Here is a 17,060-nt window from a genome sequence, read left to right as displayed (position 1 = left end):
GACCCGCGCCGGGACGCGGGCCCGGCGCCTGCGACCGCGACAGGTAGAGCGGCTTCGGCACGGGCACGGGGGTCCAGGACTCCCCCTCCTCGCGCTCCGCCACCGGCTCGGCCGCGGGCGGGGCCGCCTCGTGGAAGTCCGTGAAGCCCGTGCGCGGGAGGGGCCGCGCCTCGGGCGCCTGGAGCCGGCGCGCCGCGGCGACCTGCGACATGCGCTGCAGGAAGGCGAGCGAGCCGAAGGTGGCGAGCGAGGAGATCACGAGGAGCGTCCACGCGCCGGCCGCGGCGACCTGCGTGAGGCCGACGACCACGCCGACGAGGGCGAGGGCGAGCACCACGGTCGCGGCGAGGCGGCTGCGGCGGAGGCGCGTGGCGGCGGAGGGCGACGATGCGGTCACGGGGGCCACTTTCGGTAGGGCGCGCTGGGCGGCGGCGTCTCGCGCACGCGCGGCGGCTTCGGCTTCTTCGGCGGCCCGACGGAGGGCGCGCTGATGCTCGACGACGCTGCGGGCACGGGTCTCGGCACGCACCGCGTCGGGGACCTCGGCCGTCTCGGCCAGGATCCGCAGGGTCTGCTGGAGGCGCACGGCGTTGCGCTCGGTCGCCATGTACTGGCGCCGGTGCAGCCACGTGGGCAGGAGGTAGGCGAGCCAGAGCACCGCGGAGAGCGCGATGATGATGCCGCCGGATTGCATGATCACGAGGCTAGGAGGTCCGGTGCGCGCGACGCGGGAAGCGCGCCGCGTGTCCACGGCCGGACCGGCGCATCCGCAGGTACGGGGCTGGCTGCGGTGGGGCCGGCTGCCGCGCGGTCGGACGCGATGCGGGAGGACGCGGTGCGGTCGGATGCGGCGCGACGGGACGCGTCCCGGTCAGATGCGGCGCTGCACCGCGAGCGGCGACGCGGCCGCCTCGACGTCGGCCTCGGGCACGCGGGACCACTCGGGGTCGACGCCGCCCTCCTTCCAGCGCGCGAGCACGCTGGTGGAGAGCTCCTCGACGACCAGGCCGAAGCAGAAGTGGTCGCGCCAGTCGCCGTTGATGTGGATGTAGCGACGGCGGAGCCCCTCGTACCGGAAGCCGAGCTTCTGGACGACCCGGAGGCTGGGCGCGTTCTCCGGGCGGATGCAGATCTCCATCCGGTGCAGGCCGAGCGTGGTGAAGCAGTAGTCGGTGGCGAGGGCGACCGCCGTGGGCGTGACGTTCCTGCCCGCGAACTCCTGCCCGACCCAGTAGCCGATGGTCGCGCTGGAGAGCGACCCGTAGGCGATGGACGACACGTTCAGCTGGCCCGCGAACTCGTCGTCGTAGTCGATGACCAGCGGCACCCCGAGCCCCGCGCGGGCGTTGGCCTGCAGCGACCGGATGCTGGCACGCGTGTCGAACGCCATCGGCGCGTAGGGGCTGGTCGCCTCCCACTTGCGGAGCCATGACCGGTTGTCGAGCAGCGAGCGCTCGAGGCTCCGCGAGTCGCGGAGCCGGATGGGCCGGACGGAGATGCGCCCGTCCCGCATGGTGGGTACGGTCTGCGGCACGTCCCCCACCCTAGGCCTCGCCGCGGGCGCCGGGTCGGCCGGCTTCCGGGATCGCGCTCCCCGGCTGGTCGTCGTGCCGCGCCCGGGCGCCCGGAGCGCGGATCAGCGCTCGAGCGTCTTGACGAACTCGGGCAGCCACTCGCGGAGGCCCTCGCCGAGGTCCTCGTGGTCGACGCCCAGCTGGACGATGGCCTTCAGGTAGTCGAGCCGGTCGCCGGTGTCGTAGCGACGGCCGCGGAACACGACGCCGTACACCCCACCGGTCCACTCGGGCGCGGCGGCCATCTTCTCGAGGGCGTCGGTCAGCTGGATCTCGCCGCCCTTGCCGGGCTCGGTCTTGTGGAGCACGTCGAAGACCTCGGGGCGCAGCACGTAGCGGCCGATGATGGCGAGGTTGGACGGCGCGGTGCCGGCGGCGGGCTTCTCGACCATGCCGGTGATGCGCACGACGTCGTCGTCGTCCGTCTCCTCGACCGTGGCGACGCCGTAGAGGTGGGTCTGCGAAGGGTCGACCTCGAGGAGCGCGACGACGGAGCAGCCGCGCTCGAGCTGGACCTCGATCATGCGGGAGAGGAGCACGTCGCGCTTGTCGATGATGTCGTCGCCGAGGAGCACGGCGAACGGCTCGCGGCCGACGTGCATCTCGGCGCGCAGCACCGCGTGGCCGAGGCCCTTCGGGTCGCCCTGGCGCACGTAGTGCATGTCGGCCAGGTCGGTGGACTCGTTCACCTTGCGGAGCTTCGCGTCGTCGCCCTTGAGCTGGAGGGTCGCCTCGAGCTCGGCGTTGCGGTCGAAGTGGTTCTCGAGGGCCGTCTTGTTGCGGCCCGTGATCATGAGGACGTCGTGGAGCCCCGCTCCCACCGCCTCCTCCACCACGTACTGGATGGCGGGCCGGTCGACGACCGGCAGCATCTCCTTCGGCATCGCCTTCGTCGCGGGCAGGAATCGCGTTCCGAGTCCCGCGGCGGGGATGACGGCCTTCGTGATGTGGGTGACCATGCGATCGAGCGTAGCGGGCGAACATACCTAGACTCGACCCATGCCGAGCGATGTCGGGAACGAGAAGAGGGCCCTCCGCGCCCAGCTGCGGGAGCGTCGTCGGCAGATGACCTCCACCGAGCGCGACGAGGCCGCCCACGGCCTGACCAGCAGGTTGACGGAGCTCGTGGCCGATCACGACGCCCGCCGGGTGGCCTGCTACCTGTCCACGGTCGACGAGCCGACGACGCGCCCCTTCCTCCAGTGGCTGCACGCCGACGGGCGCCAGGTGCTCCTGCCGGTGTCGCGCAACGACGGCCTGCTCGACTGGGTCGTGAGCGACGGCACCGAGACCGAGGGGCTCTTCGGGCTGCCCGAGCCGGTGGGCGAGCTGCTCGGCCCGATCGCCATCAACGACGTCGACCTCATCGTCGTGCCGGCCGCCGCGGTCGACCAGGGCGGCATGCGCATGGGCTGGGGCCGCGGCTACTTCGACAAGACCCTCGGCTCGATGGAGGCCTGCCCCCCGGTCTACGCTGTGGTGTTCGACGCCGAGTTCGTCGACGAGCTCCCGCGGGAGAAGCACGACATGCCGGTCGACGGCATCGTGACCCCCACCCTCATCCACTCCTTCTAGGGACCCATGCCCACGTACTCCTACCGCTGCACGGTGTGCGGCAACGCCTTCGACATCGTGCAGGCGTTCACCGACGACTCCCTCACCGAGTGCCCCGTGTGCGGCGGCAAGCTCCGGAAGCTGTTCGCCGCCGTCGGCGTGAGCTTCACCGGCAGCGGCTTCTACCGCAACGACTCGCGCACCGAGGACGCGGCCAAGCGGTCGCGGTCGTCGTCCGGGTCCTCCTCGTCCTCGTCCTCGTCGGGTGACGCCGCGGCGTCCTCGGGGTCGGGCGACTCCGGCTCCGCGGCGAAGAAGGAGCCGTCCTCCTCCGGCGGCGGCTCGTCGGACTCGTCCGGCTCGGGATCCGGTCCCTCCGGCTCCGGGTCCACGGGCCAGGGCTCCGGTACGGTGACCCCGAGGAACCCCTCGGGTCCCAGCTCATCCGGGTCGGGATCGTCGTCGCCGTCCACCTGATCGGGCGGCCTGCCTGACAGGAGCACCCGTGAAGGGCTTCAAGGAGTTCATCCTCCGTGGGAACGTCATCGACCTCGCGGTCGCCGTCGTCATCGGCGCGGCATTCACCGCCATCGTCACCGCGATCGTCACGTCCGTCTTCAACCCGCTGATCGGGGCGCTGTTCAATGCGTCGACGCTCGCCGACGCGTTCAAGGTCGACATCCCGACCGCATCGGGCGAGCCGGCGACCCTGCTGTTCGGCGCGGTGCTCGCGGCGCTGATCAACTTCCTCATCGTCGCGGCCGTCGTCTACTTCGCGCTCGTGCTGCCCGTGAACCACCTCAAGAAGGTCGCGTTCGCGAAGCAGAAGGCCGCCGAGGAGGCGACGCCGAAGGACGTGCCGCCGACCGAGGCCGAGCTGCTCATCGAGATCCGCGACCTGCTCGCCGGGAAGCCGTCGCCCGAGGGCGCGCACACGATCCCGTCGTCCACCGGCCAGCACGTGGCCGAGCCCGGGAAGCCCGCCTAGCGCGCGATCCGCACGGTCCGACCGCCTCCGGCGTCGACCGTCAGCCCCAGTGGGGCGGGCGGTCGAGCCGGAGGCGGTCGTCGTTCGCGTCCGACGCGGCCGGCGCGTCGCCCCAGCGCTGCGGCGCGTCCTCGGCGGCGCGCACCGCGGCCTCGTGGACGTCGGCCTGCGGGGTGGGGTCGGATCCGGGGACCGGCGCGGTCGAGGCCCGACGCGATCGGCGGACCGGTCGCCGCTCCCCCTCACCTGCGCCCGTCGGCTCGGGGACCGCGGCCTCCGGTACGTCCGACGCGTCGCGCTCCGGCATCACTCCGCCCGGTGCGCGCCCGGCTGGACCTCGACGGGAGCCGTGATCGGGTGCGCGTCGGAGATCGCGCCGAGGGCCGTGGCGATGCGGCGGGCGACGGCGTCCGGATCCGCGAACAGCTCGAAGGAGTGCACGCGGAGGTAGTGCCAGCCGAGGCGCTTCAGCATCTCGGGACGCAGGCGCAGCGACTCGCGGAGGCTCGTCTGGTTGACCACCGGATCCGTCTCGATGGCGATGGCCCGGCCGCCGTACGACGCGACGAGGCCGAGCTTGTCCCGGTGCCCGAGGGCGGGGGCGAGCCCCAGCCCCTCCAGCCGACGCGCGAGGTCGACCAGCATGGCGTCGCCGTCGTCCGGGATCGGGTCCTCCCGGAAGCGGGCCTCCGCCTCCGAGAGGATCTGGGCGAGCGCGACGATGCCGTGCTTCATCCGGTCCTGGTCGATGTCGCCGGGCTGGAAGCAGGACACGACCACCATCGAGCGGCGCGCGCGGGTCATCGCGACGGCGAGCAGGCGCTCCCCGCCGGGCGCCGCGAGGGAGCCGAAGTTCGACAGCACGCGGCCGTGCGGGGTGCGGCCGTAGCCGACCGAGAAGATCACGCGGTCCCGGCTCTGGGCGACGCACTGCTCGAGCGTCGCGACCATGAACGGCTCCGCGCGGTCGCCGATGAAGAACTCGGTGACGTCGCTGCGCTTGGCGGCGGCGTGGAGGACGGCCTGCTGCACGCGCACCGCGTGCCGGGCACTGGCGGTGATGACCATGAGCGACTCGCGGGGGCGGTGGCTCGCGTGGTCGAGGACGAGCTCCACCACGCGGATCACCTCGGCGTCGACGCTCTCGACCGCCCCGGTGTCCTCGTCGGGCATGCCGTGGCCGTCGGCGACGAAGTCGAGCGACAGGCTGCCGTGCCCGAGGAAGGTGCCCGCCCACGGGAGGGACTGGATGCGGCCGCCGTAGAAGCGGCGGTTGACGAGCTCGGCGAGGTCCTCGCCGCCCGCGCGGTAGCTGCGCGTGAGGGAGAGCGTGGGCAGGAGCTCGCCGAGGCGCGCGAGCGCGGAGTCGGCGTGGCGCTCCTCGAGCGTCGAGTCGTCGTCCGCGAGCTGCGGCGTCGAGCGCTCGGGCTTCGGGACCACCGCGATGGTGAAGGGCGACGGCGTCTGCGTGACGGGATCGCCGAACACCACGGTCTGCTTGCCGCGACGGATGCCGCCGAGCGCCTCCGCGAGCGTCATGGCGCCGGCGTCCACGAGGAACACGGCGTCGAACGGCATCTCGTCCGTGATGGCCGGCACCTCGTAGGGCGACGCGAGCCAGACCGGCGCGATGGTGCGAGAGAGGTGCGGCGCGGAGTGGTGCAGGGCCGCGGCGTCGACGGGGGCGGATCCGCCGAGCAGCTGGCGCAGGTGGTGCGCCTCCTCGGGCCAGTCGACGACGCCGATCTTCCACGTCTCCGCGAGCTGCCAGGCGAGGAGGCCGGCGCTGGCCGTGGCGTGCGCCTCGTCCACGAGCCGGAAGTCCGACTCGAGGCGGTCGAGCACGCTCGTGTTCGCGTTGAGGAGGGCCTTGTCGCCCGCGAGCATCTGCTCGAGCACGGACTGCCACCACGCGAGCTCCAGCTCGGCGGCGACGGCCTCCTGCGGCACGTGGCGGTCGGAGAGGTCGTGCAGCAGCGGGTCGAGGTCGAGGCGGCGGAGGTCGGCGAGGAGCGACGTGCGCTCCTGCAGGTTCTGCAGCACCTCGCTGTCCTCGGCGAGCTGGGCGACCTTCTCCCGCAGCTCGTCGACGGGCAGCTCCGCGAGCGGCGTCGGACGGGTGACCATGCTCAGCGGCTCGTCGAGCACCCTCAGGTCGGCGGCGACCTCCTGGTAGCGCGCGTGCACGTCCGAGATCCCGCGCGGGACCTCGGGGGTCGAGCCGACCGCGACGTAGCGCTGCCAGAGGATCCGCTGCTTCTGGATCGCCTTCAGGCTCTCGTGCATGTCGGAGATGTGGACGCCGGGGCGCACGTACTCGCGGGCGAGCTTGCGGAGGCGACGGCGGGTGATGCTCGTCATCTCGGGGGCGTCGCGGCGGGATCCGGTGGCCGCGATGATCTCGCTCAGCGACCGGTCGAACACGACCGGCTGGAACTTGTCGAGCGTCTCGCGGACGTCGAGCAGGAGGCGGAGGTACACGCCGAGCTCGTCGATGGACCTGTACGCGCGCATCCGCGTCTGCCCGATGAGCTCGTCGGCGCGCTCCACGAGGCGCGGCAGGCCGTCGGCGGACAGCTGCTTGGCGAGGTCGTGCGCGTGCGTGGCGGCGGCGCTCGTGGAGAACGTGGCGCCGTACCAGGGCGAGTCGCCCGGACCGTAGCGGAACTCGCCGAGACTCGCGGCCTTCACGAGGGAGGCGGCGGCGCTCGCGCGGTCGTGCGCGATGGCCGTCACGGCGTCGCGGGTGAGGCGCGCCGTCGTCGCCGGCGGGCTCGGCAGGAGCGCGAGGCGGGAGAGCTCACCGAGGGCGTCGAGCACGGAGACGCCGAGGTCCCGGTCGGGACGGCCGAGCGCGAACCGGTAGTCGAGCAGCACGTGGCGGAGGCGGACGAGCGCGTCGTCGACCTCGGCGGTCTGCGCGGGGGCCGCCTTCTCGTTGCGCACGATGGACTGCACGACGTCGCGCTTGAGGGACCTGGGCGCGACCGCCAGTCCCGGCAGACCGACGTCGGCGAGGCGCTGGCCGATGCCCTTCAGGGAGGAGGCGCGCGGGCTCACGACGAGCACGCGCTTGTTCTGCGCGACGAGGCAGCCGATGGAGTTGACGATGGTCTGCGTGCCGCCGGTGCCGGGCAGCGTGGTCACCACGAGCGAGTTGCCCGCGTTGATCTGCGCGATGACGTACTCCTGCTCGGGATCCGCGTCGAGCAGCAGCGTGTCGGTGACGGGCGGGCGCTGGTCCTGCGGGATCGGGTCCACCGGCGCATACGACTCGCCCACCCCCCACTTGGCGGTGGGGTTGCCGGCGATGGCGTCGATGACGAGGTGCTCGAGGTCGGCGGCGTCCTCGGCGAGCGCCCGGCCGACCTCCGCGAAGGACGAGACGACGAGGCGCGGCTGCACGGCGAAGGCCGGCAGGTGCGAGGTGAGGCCGCGCAGGCGGTCGATGACGGGCTGCGGCTTGAAGGCGCCGTTCTGCACGGCGAGCGCGACGAACGAGTCGGCGTCGAGCGTGATCTGGAACTGCTCCTCGAGCGCCCGTGCCAGCGCCGGGTTGAGGAACGGCTGGCCCTTGAGGCGCACCTCGTAGTCGCTGCCGTGGCGGCGGATCGCGAGCGGGCGCAGGAGCACCGGCGCGCGGAACTGCTCGTCGGCGAAGCGCCACTCGGCGAGGCCGATGGCCAGGTGGATCGACTCGATGCCCCGCGCGGAGACCAGCTCGATCCCCTTCTGGGTGATGCGGTTCGCCGCCTTGCGGGCGCTCCGGAGCGCGAGCTCGTCGCGGATGAGGGACGACAGCAGCGTCGTCTTGCCCGTGATGAACTGCGCGAGGCCGCCCGGGTGCGTGGTGCTCAGCTCGATGCGGGAGCCCTGCGCGTCCACGAAGTGGAGGAGCGGCGAGGGGCCGCCGATGCCGGCCAGCTGCTCGCGCCACTCGCGCCAGCGGGGCTCGGCCACGTTGCCGCTCCCCAGGTGCACGTCGCCGACGCGGAGGTCGTGGGGGCTGGTGCCGTTGTGGGAAGCATTCACGTGGGGGTCCTCAAGAGGCTCGGCGGCGAACCCGGAGAGCAGGTCGTCGTCGTCGTCGGATCGTTCATTGGCACGCCACACCCGGCAACAGTACGACGCGTCGGGTGGGGAAACCGGCAGGCAGGGCGGCGCGGGAGCGGATCCGGGAGCCGCGTCGACCACCGGCACCGCGCGGCGGGGTCGGTCGTGACGGCGTGCTCCCGGCGGCCGTCGCGCCGGGACCGCGGGCCCCGACACCCGGTCCCCGCTCCGCTACCATGGGCCGGTCAGCCTCTGTAGCTCAATGGAAGAGCAGTTCCGTCCTAAGGAAAGGGTTGGGGGTTCGAGTCCCTCCAGGGGCACCTCCGGTCCGACGCGGACCTATGCGCCGATCGCCTCGCCCGCATGCGCCCGGATCGCCTCGCGGATGGCGTCCGCGTGCGCGTAGATCTCGTCGAGCGACCCGAGGGGGTGCCGCGTCTCGACCTTGTGCGCGTCGAAGAGGCCGAGGTACTTCTGCTTCTTGCCGTTGAAGTGCAGGCGGGCGATCGGCTTCCGGTTGTTGTCGTCGAGCAGGATCGCCAGGTAGGACTTCGCGTCCCGGTGCACGACGCGCTGCGGCTTCACCTCGCTGCAGGCGATGGCCTTGACGATCTGGTAGCCCTCGAGCTCCTCGAGCGTCGTCTCGATCTCCGTGTCGCGGTCGAGGTCCGCCACGACGGCCTCCTCGCTGGTGATCACGTCGGTCGACGGCGCGATCGGCGCCGACGGGAACGCGGGTGCCCCGAGCGCCGTCTTCAGGCGGTCGTTCACCTGCTCGTTGAGGTACTGCTTCGAGGCCTTCCCGACGAGCGTCGTGAACTGCTCGCGGACCTTCTCGGTGAACGACCCCTCGTACACGCGGCGGGTGAGGAGCTTCACCCATTCCGCGGTCGGCTCGCGGAACTCCGCGGTGATCGCCCGCTTCAGCGCGCCCACGTACTTGAGCTCACCCGCGGCGCTGATGATCGAGTCGAGGTCGAACACGTCCTTGGTGAGCTTCATGAGCTCGGGGAGCAGCGTCTCGTCGATGTCGGCGAGGTCGAGCACGAGGAACGGCTTCTCGTCCATGCGGTTCGGCGCGTCGAGGTCCGTGTAGAAGTGGTAGACCTCGCCGTTGGTGAGCACCGCGATGCGGGCGTTCGTGACGGCGAAGTAGCGGAAGAGCTGCGAGGCGTGCTCGATCTTCAGCGGCTCCGTGGACTTCTTGCACTCGATGAGGATCTGGACCTCGCCGTCGCGCATGATCGCGTAGTCGATCTTCTCGCCCTTCTTGAGGCCGAGGTCCGCCGTGAACTCGGGGACCACCTCGAGCGGGTTGAACACGTCGTATCCGAGGATCGTGGAGATGAACGGCATGATGAACGCGTTCTTCGTCGCCTCCTCCGTCTGTATGGCGTCACGCTGGTTGCGCACCTTCAGCGCCAGTGCGGCCAGGCGTTCGGCGAATTCCATGGGGACTCCCTCGTCTCGGTGCTCCCGACCATACGGAGGTCCATGCGCTGTCATGGAGACCTGATCGCCCCCAGTCTTGGGGGCCGTGGGCGGGGAGTCCGGCGCCCTGGCCTGCGCCCGCCGCCCTGATACCGTGACCGCATGGCCAGCCGGGACGTGCGCGACGAGCTCGCGGCCTTCGTCGCCGAACGCGAATGGGCGCAGTTCCACACGCCGGAGAACCTGGCCAAGAGCATCGCGATCGAGGCCGGCGAGCTGCTCGAGTGCTACCAGTGGGACGCCGACGGGGATCCCGCTCAGGTGGAGGGGGAGCTGGCCGACGTGCTCACCTACTGCCTGCTGCTCGCGGAGCGGTTGGGCCTCGACCCCGACGAGATCGTGCGGGAGAAGCTGGCCGTCACTCGGGCCAAGTACCCCGTCGGCAAGGCCCGCGGACGCAGCACCCGGTATGACGCGCTTTGACGTCCGTCGGGTCGAGCTCTCCAGCGACACGGTCGCTCGATGGGGAGCGGAGCATCCGCGCAACTCGAACTGGCCTGTGGTGTACGTCCTCGACGGCCCACCCGCGGGGAAGCGGGCCGGGGGTCGCGCGCCCGACGAGATATACGTCGGGGAGTCGCTGCGGGCTGCCGCACGACTCGCCCAGCACCTCAAGTCCGAGGAACGCGGTCATCTTGCGACAGCCCGCATCATCGTCGGCGAGAACGCCAACAAGTCCGCGTGCCTGGACTTCGAGTCGCGGCTCATCGACCTCTTCTCCGGTGACGGCGTCTACACCGTCCTGAATCGCAACATCGGGATCACGAACGCGGACTACTACGACCGCGTCTCCTACACCGCGGAGTTCGAGCGCGTCTTCGAGGAGCTCCGCAGAGAGGGGCTCTTCCACCGCTCCATCGCGGAGATCGAGAACGACGACCTGTTCAAGCTGTCTCCGTTCAAGGCGCTGTCGCCGGACCAGGAGCTCGCGCTGGAGCAGGTGCTCGAGGGGCTGGTGTCGGACCGGCAGACGGGGATGGAGAGCACGACGGTGATCCAGGGCGAGCCCGGCGCCGGCAAGACCGTGATGGGGATCTACCTCCTCAAGCTGATCGCCGACATCGGGCGGCTCCCGGTCGACGACGCGCTCGACGCCGACTCCGTCTTCGCCGACTTCTTCCTCGGGGAGAATCGCGAAGCGCTCCAGGGGATGCGCACGGGGTTCGTCATCCCGCAGCAGTCCCTGCGCGAGAGCGCCAGGAAGGTGTTCCGGCGGACGCCGGGCCTGCAGGGGGTGGAGGTGCTGACGCCCTTCCAGGTCGGCGAGAGCGCGACCCGCTTCGACCTCCTCGTCGTCGATGAGGCGCATCGCCTGAACCGCCGGGCGAACCAGGCCTCCGGGCCGCTGAACCGCAAGTTCGAGGACATCACCGTCGCTCTCTTCGGGGACGACGACAAGCAGAGGACGCAGCTGGACTGGATCCGCGCGAAGAGCACGCATCGGATCCTCATGCTCGACCCCGCTCAGAGCATACGACCCGCCGACCTCGGTGCGGACACCATCGACGGCGTCATCGCCGAGGCCCGACGAGATCGCCGATGGCAGCCGCTCATGTCGCAGATGCGCGTGAGGGCGGGGACGGACTACGTCGGGCACGTCCGGCGCATCCTCGGCGCGACGCCGAGCCCGCGTGCGGAGTCGCCGCTGACGCCGGATGCTCTCAGCGACTACGAGTTCCGCATGTTCGACGACGTGGGAGACATGCACGCGGCCATCCGCGACCGCGACCGGGAGCACGGGCTCGCGCGCATGGTGGCGGGCTACGCATGGGAGTGGGTGTCGAGGAGGGACCCCGGTGCGTTCGACATCGTGATCGGCGACTACCGCGCGCGCTGGAACAGCACCCAGCGCGACTGGATCGCATCGTCGAATGCGCTGGAGGAGGTCGGCTCTATCCACACCGTGCAGGGGTACGACCTCAACTACGCCGGCGTCATCATCGGGTCGGATCTCCGCTACGACGTGGAGAGGGGCCTCCTGGTCATGGATCGGGGCTCCTACTTCGACAAGAAGGGCCAGGAGAACAACCCGACGCTCGGCATCGCCTTCTCCGACGACGACCTGCGGCTGCTCATCAGCAACATCTACGCGGTGCTCATGACGCGGGGGATCAGAGGGACCTTCGTGCACGTCGTCGATCCCGCGCTGCGCGAGCACCTCCGCCGCTACATCCCGACGACGTAGGACGGGCCCGCCGGGCACGAGAGCGGAGCCCCGGTCGCCCCGGCCCTCCAGCCTCCTCCTGCGCTCGTCCGACACGGGGCAGCCGACGGGTCTCGAGACCCCTCCGGCGCGCGGCGATGCCGACGGCCGCCCGCGTCCGGGGCGGCCCCCCAGGGCATGCGGACAGCGGACGGTCAGACGGCGGCGACCGGAACGGGCCCCTGCGCCTCGAGCGCCCGGCTGGCGCGGTACTCCTCCGCCGCCGGGTGCAGGGCGAACTCGACGATCTCCACCGCGTGCGCCTGGAGGGCGTCCAGCACCTCGTCCGGGGTCACGTAGAAGAACTCCCGCCGGAGGTTGACGCGGTTCACGCGGTGCTCCGCGAACGTGCGGTGCAGCATGGCCTCCACTCCCACCGCGTCGTCCGCGAAGAAGAGCGCGTGGACGTCGAAGCGGAACGGCACGGAGGCGTCTCCGAGCTCGACGACGCGGTCCATCGGCTCGAGCCTGCGCGTCATGCCGATCTTCACCATGCGCTCGCCGAAGGCCCCGACGTTCGAGATGACGTAGACGTACCCCGCACGGACGTTCGCCGCCCGGTAGTCGACCTGGACGAGCGCGCGGTCCACGTCGTCGATGCGCGCCTGCATGCGCGCCGCGCCCTCGAGGTCGCCCTTGCTCTCGAGCGCCGCGAGGGTCGCCGCGTAGTGCGCGCGCTCCTTGTCCAAGCGGTCGTGCTCCGCCTGCAGCTCCGCCGAGGCCTTCGCCTGCTCGCGCAGCTCCGCCCGGCGCTCCCGCTCCATCTCCCTCTCCGCCTGGAGCACCCGCAGGTGCGCGCTCGCGAGCTGGAGCTCCTCCAGCCGGAGCTCGTGGTATCCGTCCTGGATGCGCAGGTCGATCATCGTGCCGCTCCGCGCGATCTGCTCCGCCGCTCGGGAGAGGCGCGTCTGCGCGACGTGCAGGTTGCCGGCCCTCGTCGCCTTGACCGCGTTCTCCGCCTCGGCGTTGTAGGCGCGCAGGAGCACCTTCGACATGTCGCCGACGAACTTCCGCCCCTGGGCCTCGGAGCCGTTGAACGTGAATCCCGATGTGGCGGTCACCGCCAGCTTGTCGCGCACCCGGTTCTTGATCGCGTAGCGCAGCGCCTCCAGGCGCGAGGCGAGCTCGGCGGACGACTCCGCCGGGTGCTCGTAGTCGAACAGGCCGACCTCCTGCAGCTCCGCCGTGGCGGTGACCTCGACGAGCCGGCTGCGCGCGGCCGCGATCTCGTCGTCCAGCGCCAGGCGCGCCTGGATGCGCTCGTGGATGGCGTCGTCCACCGCCCGGAGCTCCTCCTCGGCGCGGAGCCTGGCCGCCTCCGCGTCCGCCAGCATCCCGTCGCGCTCGGACCGCGCCGAGGCGACGAGCGACTCGGCGGCCTGCTCCCCGGTGCGTCGAACGGCCTCGGCCTCTGCCCGCGCGTGCGCCCGGTAGTCGTCCACCTCGTCGAACGCGCGCATCCCGTGGCGCCGGACCAGGTCCTCGAGCTCGGCGACGCGCGCCTCCGCATCGGCCGCGCGCCGCCGGGCGTCCCGCCTCGAGAGGTGCTCGACGGCGGGTGCGGCGTCGGCGACACGCTCCTCCGCGGCGGCAGGCGCGCCGTCCTGTCGCGGATGGACGTGATCGGTCCACTGCACGCCGTCCCACCACCGGACGAAGCGGGGGTCCTGGTCCTCGTACCAGCCGGCGGCAGCGCTCATCCCCTCAGGCTAGGCAGGCTCCCGACCGCCCAGGAGCCCCCGTTCGAGGCCGCGCCCCCCGCCCCCCCCCCCCTCGTGGCCGCCCGCGTGCACCGAGCCCGCCCACGCCCCCGCGCCTGCCGACGATCGCACCGGGAGTGCCTGCGGAACATCGCTCAGCGGGGCCTCCCGCATGCCGAGACGCGCATTCCGCGTCGTGCGCACTATTCCGCATATGGGGAGATTCCGTGGCCGCCGATGCGGAATGCATTCCGTCTCCCCGCGCCGCACCGTGAATCGTCCGACGACATGATGTCGCCGCCAGGGGAATGCATGCGCAGCGCATGGATCCCGGTATCCCACGCATTTCCACATCCCATTCGCGTGGTCGTACGGAATTCACCGGGAAAGGCGGTATCGTGACGGACGTCGCATCATCCGGTGCATCATCTGCAAATGAGAGGGAGAGACGTGGCTCGCAAGGTTGTCACCACGCTCGTCGACGACATCGACGGCGTCGTCATCGAAGAGGGAAAGGGCGAGACCGTCCCCTTCTCGCTCGACGGCGTGAACTACGAGATCGATCTGAGCGACGCCAACGCCGCCAAGCTCCGGGAGTCGCTCGACACGTACGTCGACCGCGCTCGGCGCGTCGGTCGCGCCTCGTCGGGCCGAGCTGCCGGCGGCGCGCGCCGCTCCTCCTCCAGCGCTCCCAAGGAGGACCTGGGCGCCGCGCGCGAGTGGCTCCGTGAGCACGGCCACAAGGTCTCCGAGCGCGGGCGCATCTCCGCCGACCTGCTCGAGGAGTACCGCGCCAACAAGTAGGCGAGACACGCGCGCATGACGCGCGCAGCACGACGACGAGGGCCGATCCGCTGAGGACCGGCCCTCGTCGCCGTTCCCGCGGGTGCGCCGTAATGAATCGCGCATCCCCGTCGCCCCGCGGATCGGCGTCCGCGCCGCGCCGCGCGTCACGCCCGCGTCACGCCCGCGTCGCAGGGCGGTCGCGGACCCGCGGGCACCCTGGCGGGGAAGAAGGAGCACCGTGCCGAGACACCTCGCATCACCCGGGAACGCCACCACCACCACCCGCCCCCGCCGGCGCATCCGCGCGCGCGTCCTCGCCTCCGCGGGCGCCGCGCTCATCGCGCTCGTCGCCGTCGTCGGCATGACCGGCCAGGTGCAGACCGCATCCGCCGCCGTCTCCCTCGAGACCGCGTCGCAGTGCAACTCGACGCCGACCGGCGCCGGCGTCGAGGTCCGGTGCGACGTGACCGTCGTCAACGACATCGACATCGCCACGCAGGTGGGCTCGTCCACCGTCACCACCACCGTCTGCCAGGGAGCCGCGGGAGCGCCCCTCTGCACCACGTCGGTGTCGCAGCGCGACGGCATCATCGTCAACGCGGTGGAGCAGTGCAATGCGGTCGCCGCGGGCGGCAGCAACGTGATCTGCACGGTCGACATCACGAACAACATCGTCGGCGAGAGCACCACCACCGCCGCCACGGTCAACCAGTGCGTCGGCTCCGGTGAGGGCGGGGGCACATCCGCCTGCAACCCGGAGTCGTCCACCACGAACGCGGACGTCACCCAGTGCAACGGCTCGGGCAACGGCGGCGGGAGCACGGTGGAGTGCACCGTCACCACGTCCTCCACGACGTCCTCGGCGCTCCGGGTCCCCGTGGACCAGTGCAACGGATCCGCGGCCGCCGGCAGCATCATCCGCTGCACCACCGTCATCCGCAACTTCGTGACGCCCGCCGTCGAGCCGACCGAGGAGCCCACGGTCGTGCCGACCGACGAGCCCACCGTCGCACCCACCGACGAGCCGACGGTCGCCCCGACCGACGAGCCGACCGTCGAGCCCACGATCGCCCCGACCGACGAGCCCACCGTGGCCCCGACCGTCGAGCCCACCGTCGAGCCCACGCCGCCCGCTCCCACCCCGACGGCCACCGCGCCGGTCCCGACGCCCACGGCGCCGATCCCGACCGCGACCGTCCCGGTCCCCACGCCGACGGCACCGACCCCCACCGCGACCGTCCCGGCTCCCACGCCGACCGTCCCGGTGCCCACGGCCACCGCCCCGGTGCCGACGCCCACGGCGCCGACCCCGACCGCCACCGCACCCACCCCCACGGCGACCGCGCCGACGCCCACCGCGACCGTCCCCGTCCCGACCCCCGGGGTCCCGACTCCGACGGCGTCCGCCCCGACGCCGACGGCCTCCGCCCCGACGCCTACCCCGACGACCGGCACGCCCGTTCCGTCGGCCACACCGTCCGCCACCCGCACGCCGGTCGCTCCGGTCGTGCCCGGCGGCACGACGCCCGGTGGGTCCCTGCCGGTGACCGGCTACGACCCGACGCCCACCATCGGCTGGGGCCTGGCGGCCCTCGTCCTGGGTGCGCTCGGGCTCGGACTGAACGCACGCCGCCGCTCCGCCCAGCGCTAGCCGCACAGCGGATCGCACGACGCAGCGCCCATCGCCGGCCGATGGGCGTTCCGTCGCGGGTAGCCCGAAAAGCACTCCACTGGTGGGGATTAGGGGGCGAACGGATAATGTGACCCCCACGGAGGTGCGTGATGCATCAGGGGGCGCGGCGCGGCAGGGTCCGCTCGGCGAGCCGCTGCACCGCCTCCGCTCCCGCCGGCGCCTCGCTCGGGTTCCCGCCGGTCGCCCTGCCGGGGACGATCCGATGATCCGCATCGAGGTGCTCGGCGGCTTCCGCGTGGCCGGCCTCGGCGCCGACGACGCCGGGTCCGCCGTCCTCGACCCGACCGGCGTCGCCCTCTCCGACGGCACTCGGCGGCTGATCGCCGCGCTCGCCATCCGCACGCGCCCCGCCGACCGGGGCACCCTCGCCGCGCAGCTCTGGCCCGAGGCGCGCGACGGCCGGGCCGCGTCCAGCCTGCGATCCGCCATCGCCCGGCTCGGCTCCGGCGGACGCGAGATCGTGGACTCCTCCTCCGGCGGCCTGGAGCTGCACGAGGCCGTCGCGGTCGACCTCCGCGCGGCCCGTGCGACCGCGGCCCGCCTGCTCGAACCGCAGCACGACGTGCCGGACGACGCCGACCTCTCCCCCGCGGCGGTGGACCTCTTCGGTGCGGCTCTCCTGCCCGACTGGTTCGACGGCTGGCTCGAGCCGGCGGCCGAGGAGTGGCGCCACCTGCGGGTCAACGCCCTCGAGGCCCAGTCCGACGCGCTGCGCCTCCGCGCCCGCCTGCACGAGGCGGCACGGGCAGCCCGCCGGGCGATCGACGTGGACCCCCTCCGGGAGACGGCCCAGCGCTGCCTCATCGCCGTGCACGTGGCCGCGGGGAACCAGTCCGACGCCCTCCGCGCCTTCGCCGACTACCGCGCGCGCCTCGACCGGGAGGTGGGCCTGCAGCCGACCGCCATGCTGACGGACCTCGTGGCCGGCCTGCGCCAGCGCACCGGCCCCGTGGCCGTCCGCCGCATCGGCTGACGCGCCAGGCCGGCTGACGACCGCCGGCCCGGGGACGGGCACCGG

At 72.3% G+C, this 17,060-nt stretch carries 14 protein-coding genes and 1 tRNA gene; 9 read left to right on the top strand and 6 right to left on the bottom strand.

Annotated elements, in window-relative coordinates:
• The 3 genes from Q6969_RS05800 to galU form a co-directional block, all read right to left on the bottom strand.
• Positions 1–694: hypothetical protein (locus tag Q6969_RS05800; RefSeq protein ID WP_317229584.1), on the bottom strand; the 694-nt coding region annotated here is incomplete at its 3' end.
• A gap of 177 nt (positions 695–871) precedes the next feature.
• Positions 872–1,513: a GNAT family protein gene (locus tag Q6969_RS05795; RefSeq protein ID WP_317229585.1), complete on the bottom strand. Its 642-nt coding sequence runs from the start codon at positions 1,511–1,513 to the stop codon at positions 872–874.
• Positions 1,514–1,636: 123 nt separating this feature from the next.
• On the bottom strand, positions 1,637–2,533 hold the full coding sequence (galU, locus tag Q6969_RS05790) for a UTP--glucose-1-phosphate uridylyltransferase GalU (RefSeq protein ID WP_317229583.1): 897 nt from the start codon (positions 2,531–2,533) through the stop codon (positions 1,637–1,639).
• Between the two features lie 40 nt (positions 2,534–2,573).
• Between galU and Q6969_RS05785 the strand changes: the two genes are divergently transcribed.
• The 3 genes from Q6969_RS05785 to mscL are packed head-to-tail and all read left to right on the top strand — an operon-like array spanning position 2,574 to position 4,116.
• Positions 2,574–3,149 carry a 5-formyltetrahydrofolate cyclo-ligase gene (locus Q6969_RS05785; RefSeq protein ID WP_104235092.1) on the top strand — a complete coding sequence of 192 codons (576 nt, stop codon included), beginning with the start codon at positions 2,574–2,576 and terminating at the stop codon, positions 3,147–3,149.
• A gap of 6 nt (positions 3,150–3,155) precedes the next feature.
• Positions 3,156–3,605, top strand: coding sequence for an FmdB family zinc ribbon protein (locus tag Q6969_RS05780; protein ID WP_317229582.1), 450 nt, complete (start codon positions 3,156–3,158; stop codon positions 3,603–3,605).
• 28 nt (positions 3,606–3,633) lie between these two features.
• Entirely contained in the window at positions 3,634–4,116 is a 483-nt protein-coding gene (gene mscL / locus Q6969_RS05775; RefSeq protein WP_104235094.1) for a large conductance mechanosensitive channel protein MscL, read from the top strand.
• 306 nt (positions 4,117–4,422) lie between these two features.
• Here the strand turns inward: mscL and Q6969_RS05770 are convergent, their stop codons facing one another.
• Entirely contained in the window at positions 4,423–8,148 is a 3,726-nt protein-coding gene (locus Q6969_RS05770) for a DUF4011 domain-containing protein (RefSeq protein ID WP_317229581.1), read from the bottom strand.
• 269 nt (positions 8,149–8,417) lie between these two features.
• Here Q6969_RS05770 and Q6969_RS05765 point away from each other — a divergent pair.
• Positions 8,418–8,489 (top strand) — tRNA-Arg (locus tag Q6969_RS05765).
• A gap of 19 nt (positions 8,490–8,508) precedes the next feature.
• On the opposite strand, the gene Q6969_RS05760 is transcribed toward Q6969_RS05765, so the two are convergent.
• A complete protein-coding gene (locus tag Q6969_RS05760) occupies positions 8,509–9,621 on the bottom strand; it encodes a type I restriction endonuclease (protein WP_317229580.1) in 1,113 nt (370 codons plus the stop codon).
• 141 nt (positions 9,622–9,762) lie between these two features.
• Here Q6969_RS05760 and Q6969_RS05755 point away from each other — a divergent pair, with 141 nt between their 5' ends.
• The gene (locus Q6969_RS05755) at positions 9,763–10,083 is read left to right on the top strand and encodes a nucleotide pyrophosphohydrolase (protein WP_317229579.1); all 321 of its coding nucleotides are present in this window, start codon (positions 9,763–9,765) and stop codon (positions 10,081–10,083) included.
• Complete coding sequence (locus tag Q6969_RS05750) at positions 10,070–11,845, top strand: DNA/RNA helicase domain-containing protein (RefSeq protein ID WP_317229578.1); 1,776 nt, start codon at positions 10,070–10,072, stop codon at positions 11,843–11,845. The genes Q6969_RS05755 and Q6969_RS05750 overlap by 14 nt, the downstream gene beginning before the upstream one ends.
• Before the next feature lie 173 nt (positions 11,846–12,018).
• Here the strand turns inward: Q6969_RS05750 and Q6969_RS05745 are convergent, their stop codons facing one another.
• Complete coding sequence (locus Q6969_RS05745) at positions 12,019–13,563, bottom strand: DUF4041 domain-containing protein (RefSeq protein ID WP_317229577.1); 1,545 nt, start codon at positions 13,561–13,563, stop codon at positions 12,019–12,021.
• Positions 13,564–14,013: 450 nt separating this feature from the next.
• Between Q6969_RS05745 and Q6969_RS05740 the strand changes: the two genes are divergently transcribed.
• The 3 genes from Q6969_RS05740 to Q6969_RS05730 all read left to right on the top strand — a co-directional run bounded on the left by Q6969_RS05740 (position 14,014) and on the right by Q6969_RS05730 (position 17,015).
• Positions 14,014–14,367 carry an Lsr2 family protein gene (locus Q6969_RS05740; protein ID WP_317229576.1) on the top strand — a complete coding sequence of 118 codons (354 nt, stop codon included), beginning with the start codon at positions 14,014–14,016 and terminating at the stop codon, positions 14,365–14,367.
• A 220-nt stretch (positions 14,368–14,587) separates the two neighbouring features.
• Complete coding sequence (locus Q6969_RS05735) at positions 14,588–16,000, top strand: PT domain-containing protein (protein ID WP_317229575.1); 1,413 nt, start codon at positions 14,588–14,590, stop codon at positions 15,998–16,000.
• Positions 16,001–16,244: 244 nt separating this feature from the next.
• On the top strand, positions 16,245–17,015 hold the full coding sequence (locus Q6969_RS05730; RefSeq protein WP_317229574.1) for a bacterial transcriptional activator domain-containing protein: 771 nt from the start codon (positions 16,245–16,247) through the stop codon (positions 17,013–17,015).
• Positions 17,016–17,060: the final 45 nt, after the last annotated feature.

This window comes from Clavibacter sp. MX14-G9D (genome assembly GCF_032917815.1).
Taxonomy (GTDB): Bacteria; Actinomycetota; Actinomycetes; order Actinomycetales; family Microbacteriaceae; genus Clavibacter; species Clavibacter michiganensis_K.
The sequence above is the reverse complement of the archived record's forward strand: the minus strand, read 5'-3'. Positions and strand labels throughout refer to the sequence as shown.

Bases quoted from the DNA above. Each gene is read 5' to 3' on its own strand.
- Q6969_RS05780 (WP_317229582.1), top strand. From the start codon at position 3,156: ATGCCCACGTACTCCTACCGCTGCACGGTGTGCGGCAACGCCTTCGAC.
- galU (WP_317229583.1), bottom strand. From the start codon at position 2,533: ATGGTCACCCACATCACGAAGGCCGTCATCCCCGCCGCGGGACTCGGA.
- Q6969_RS05755 (WP_317229579.1), top strand. From the start codon at position 9,763: ATGGCCAGCCGGGACGTGCGCGACGAGCTCGCGGCCTTCGTCGCCGAA.
- Q6969_RS05730 (WP_317229574.1), top strand. From the start codon at position 16,245: ATGATCCGCATCGAGGTGCTCGGCGGCTTCCGCGTGGCCGGCCTCGGC.
- Q6969_RS05795 (WP_317229585.1), bottom strand. From the start codon at position 1,513: ATGCGGGACGGGCGCATCTCCGTCCGGCCCATCCGGCTCCGCGACTCG.
- Q6969_RS05750 (WP_317229578.1), top strand. From the start codon at position 10,070: ATGACGCGCTTTGACGTCCGTCGGGTCGAGCTCTCCAGCGACACGGTC.
- Q6969_RS05745 (WP_317229577.1), bottom strand. From the start codon at position 13,563: ATGAGCGCTGCCGCCGGCTGGTACGAGGACCAGGACCCCCGCTTCGTC.
- Q6969_RS05760 (WP_317229580.1), bottom strand. From the start codon at position 9,621: ATGGAATTCGCCGAACGCCTGGCCGCACTGGCGCTGAAGGTGCGCAAC.
- Q6969_RS05785 (WP_104235092.1), top strand. From the start codon at position 2,574: ATGCCGAGCGATGTCGGGAACGAGAAGAGGGCCCTCCGCGCCCAGCTG.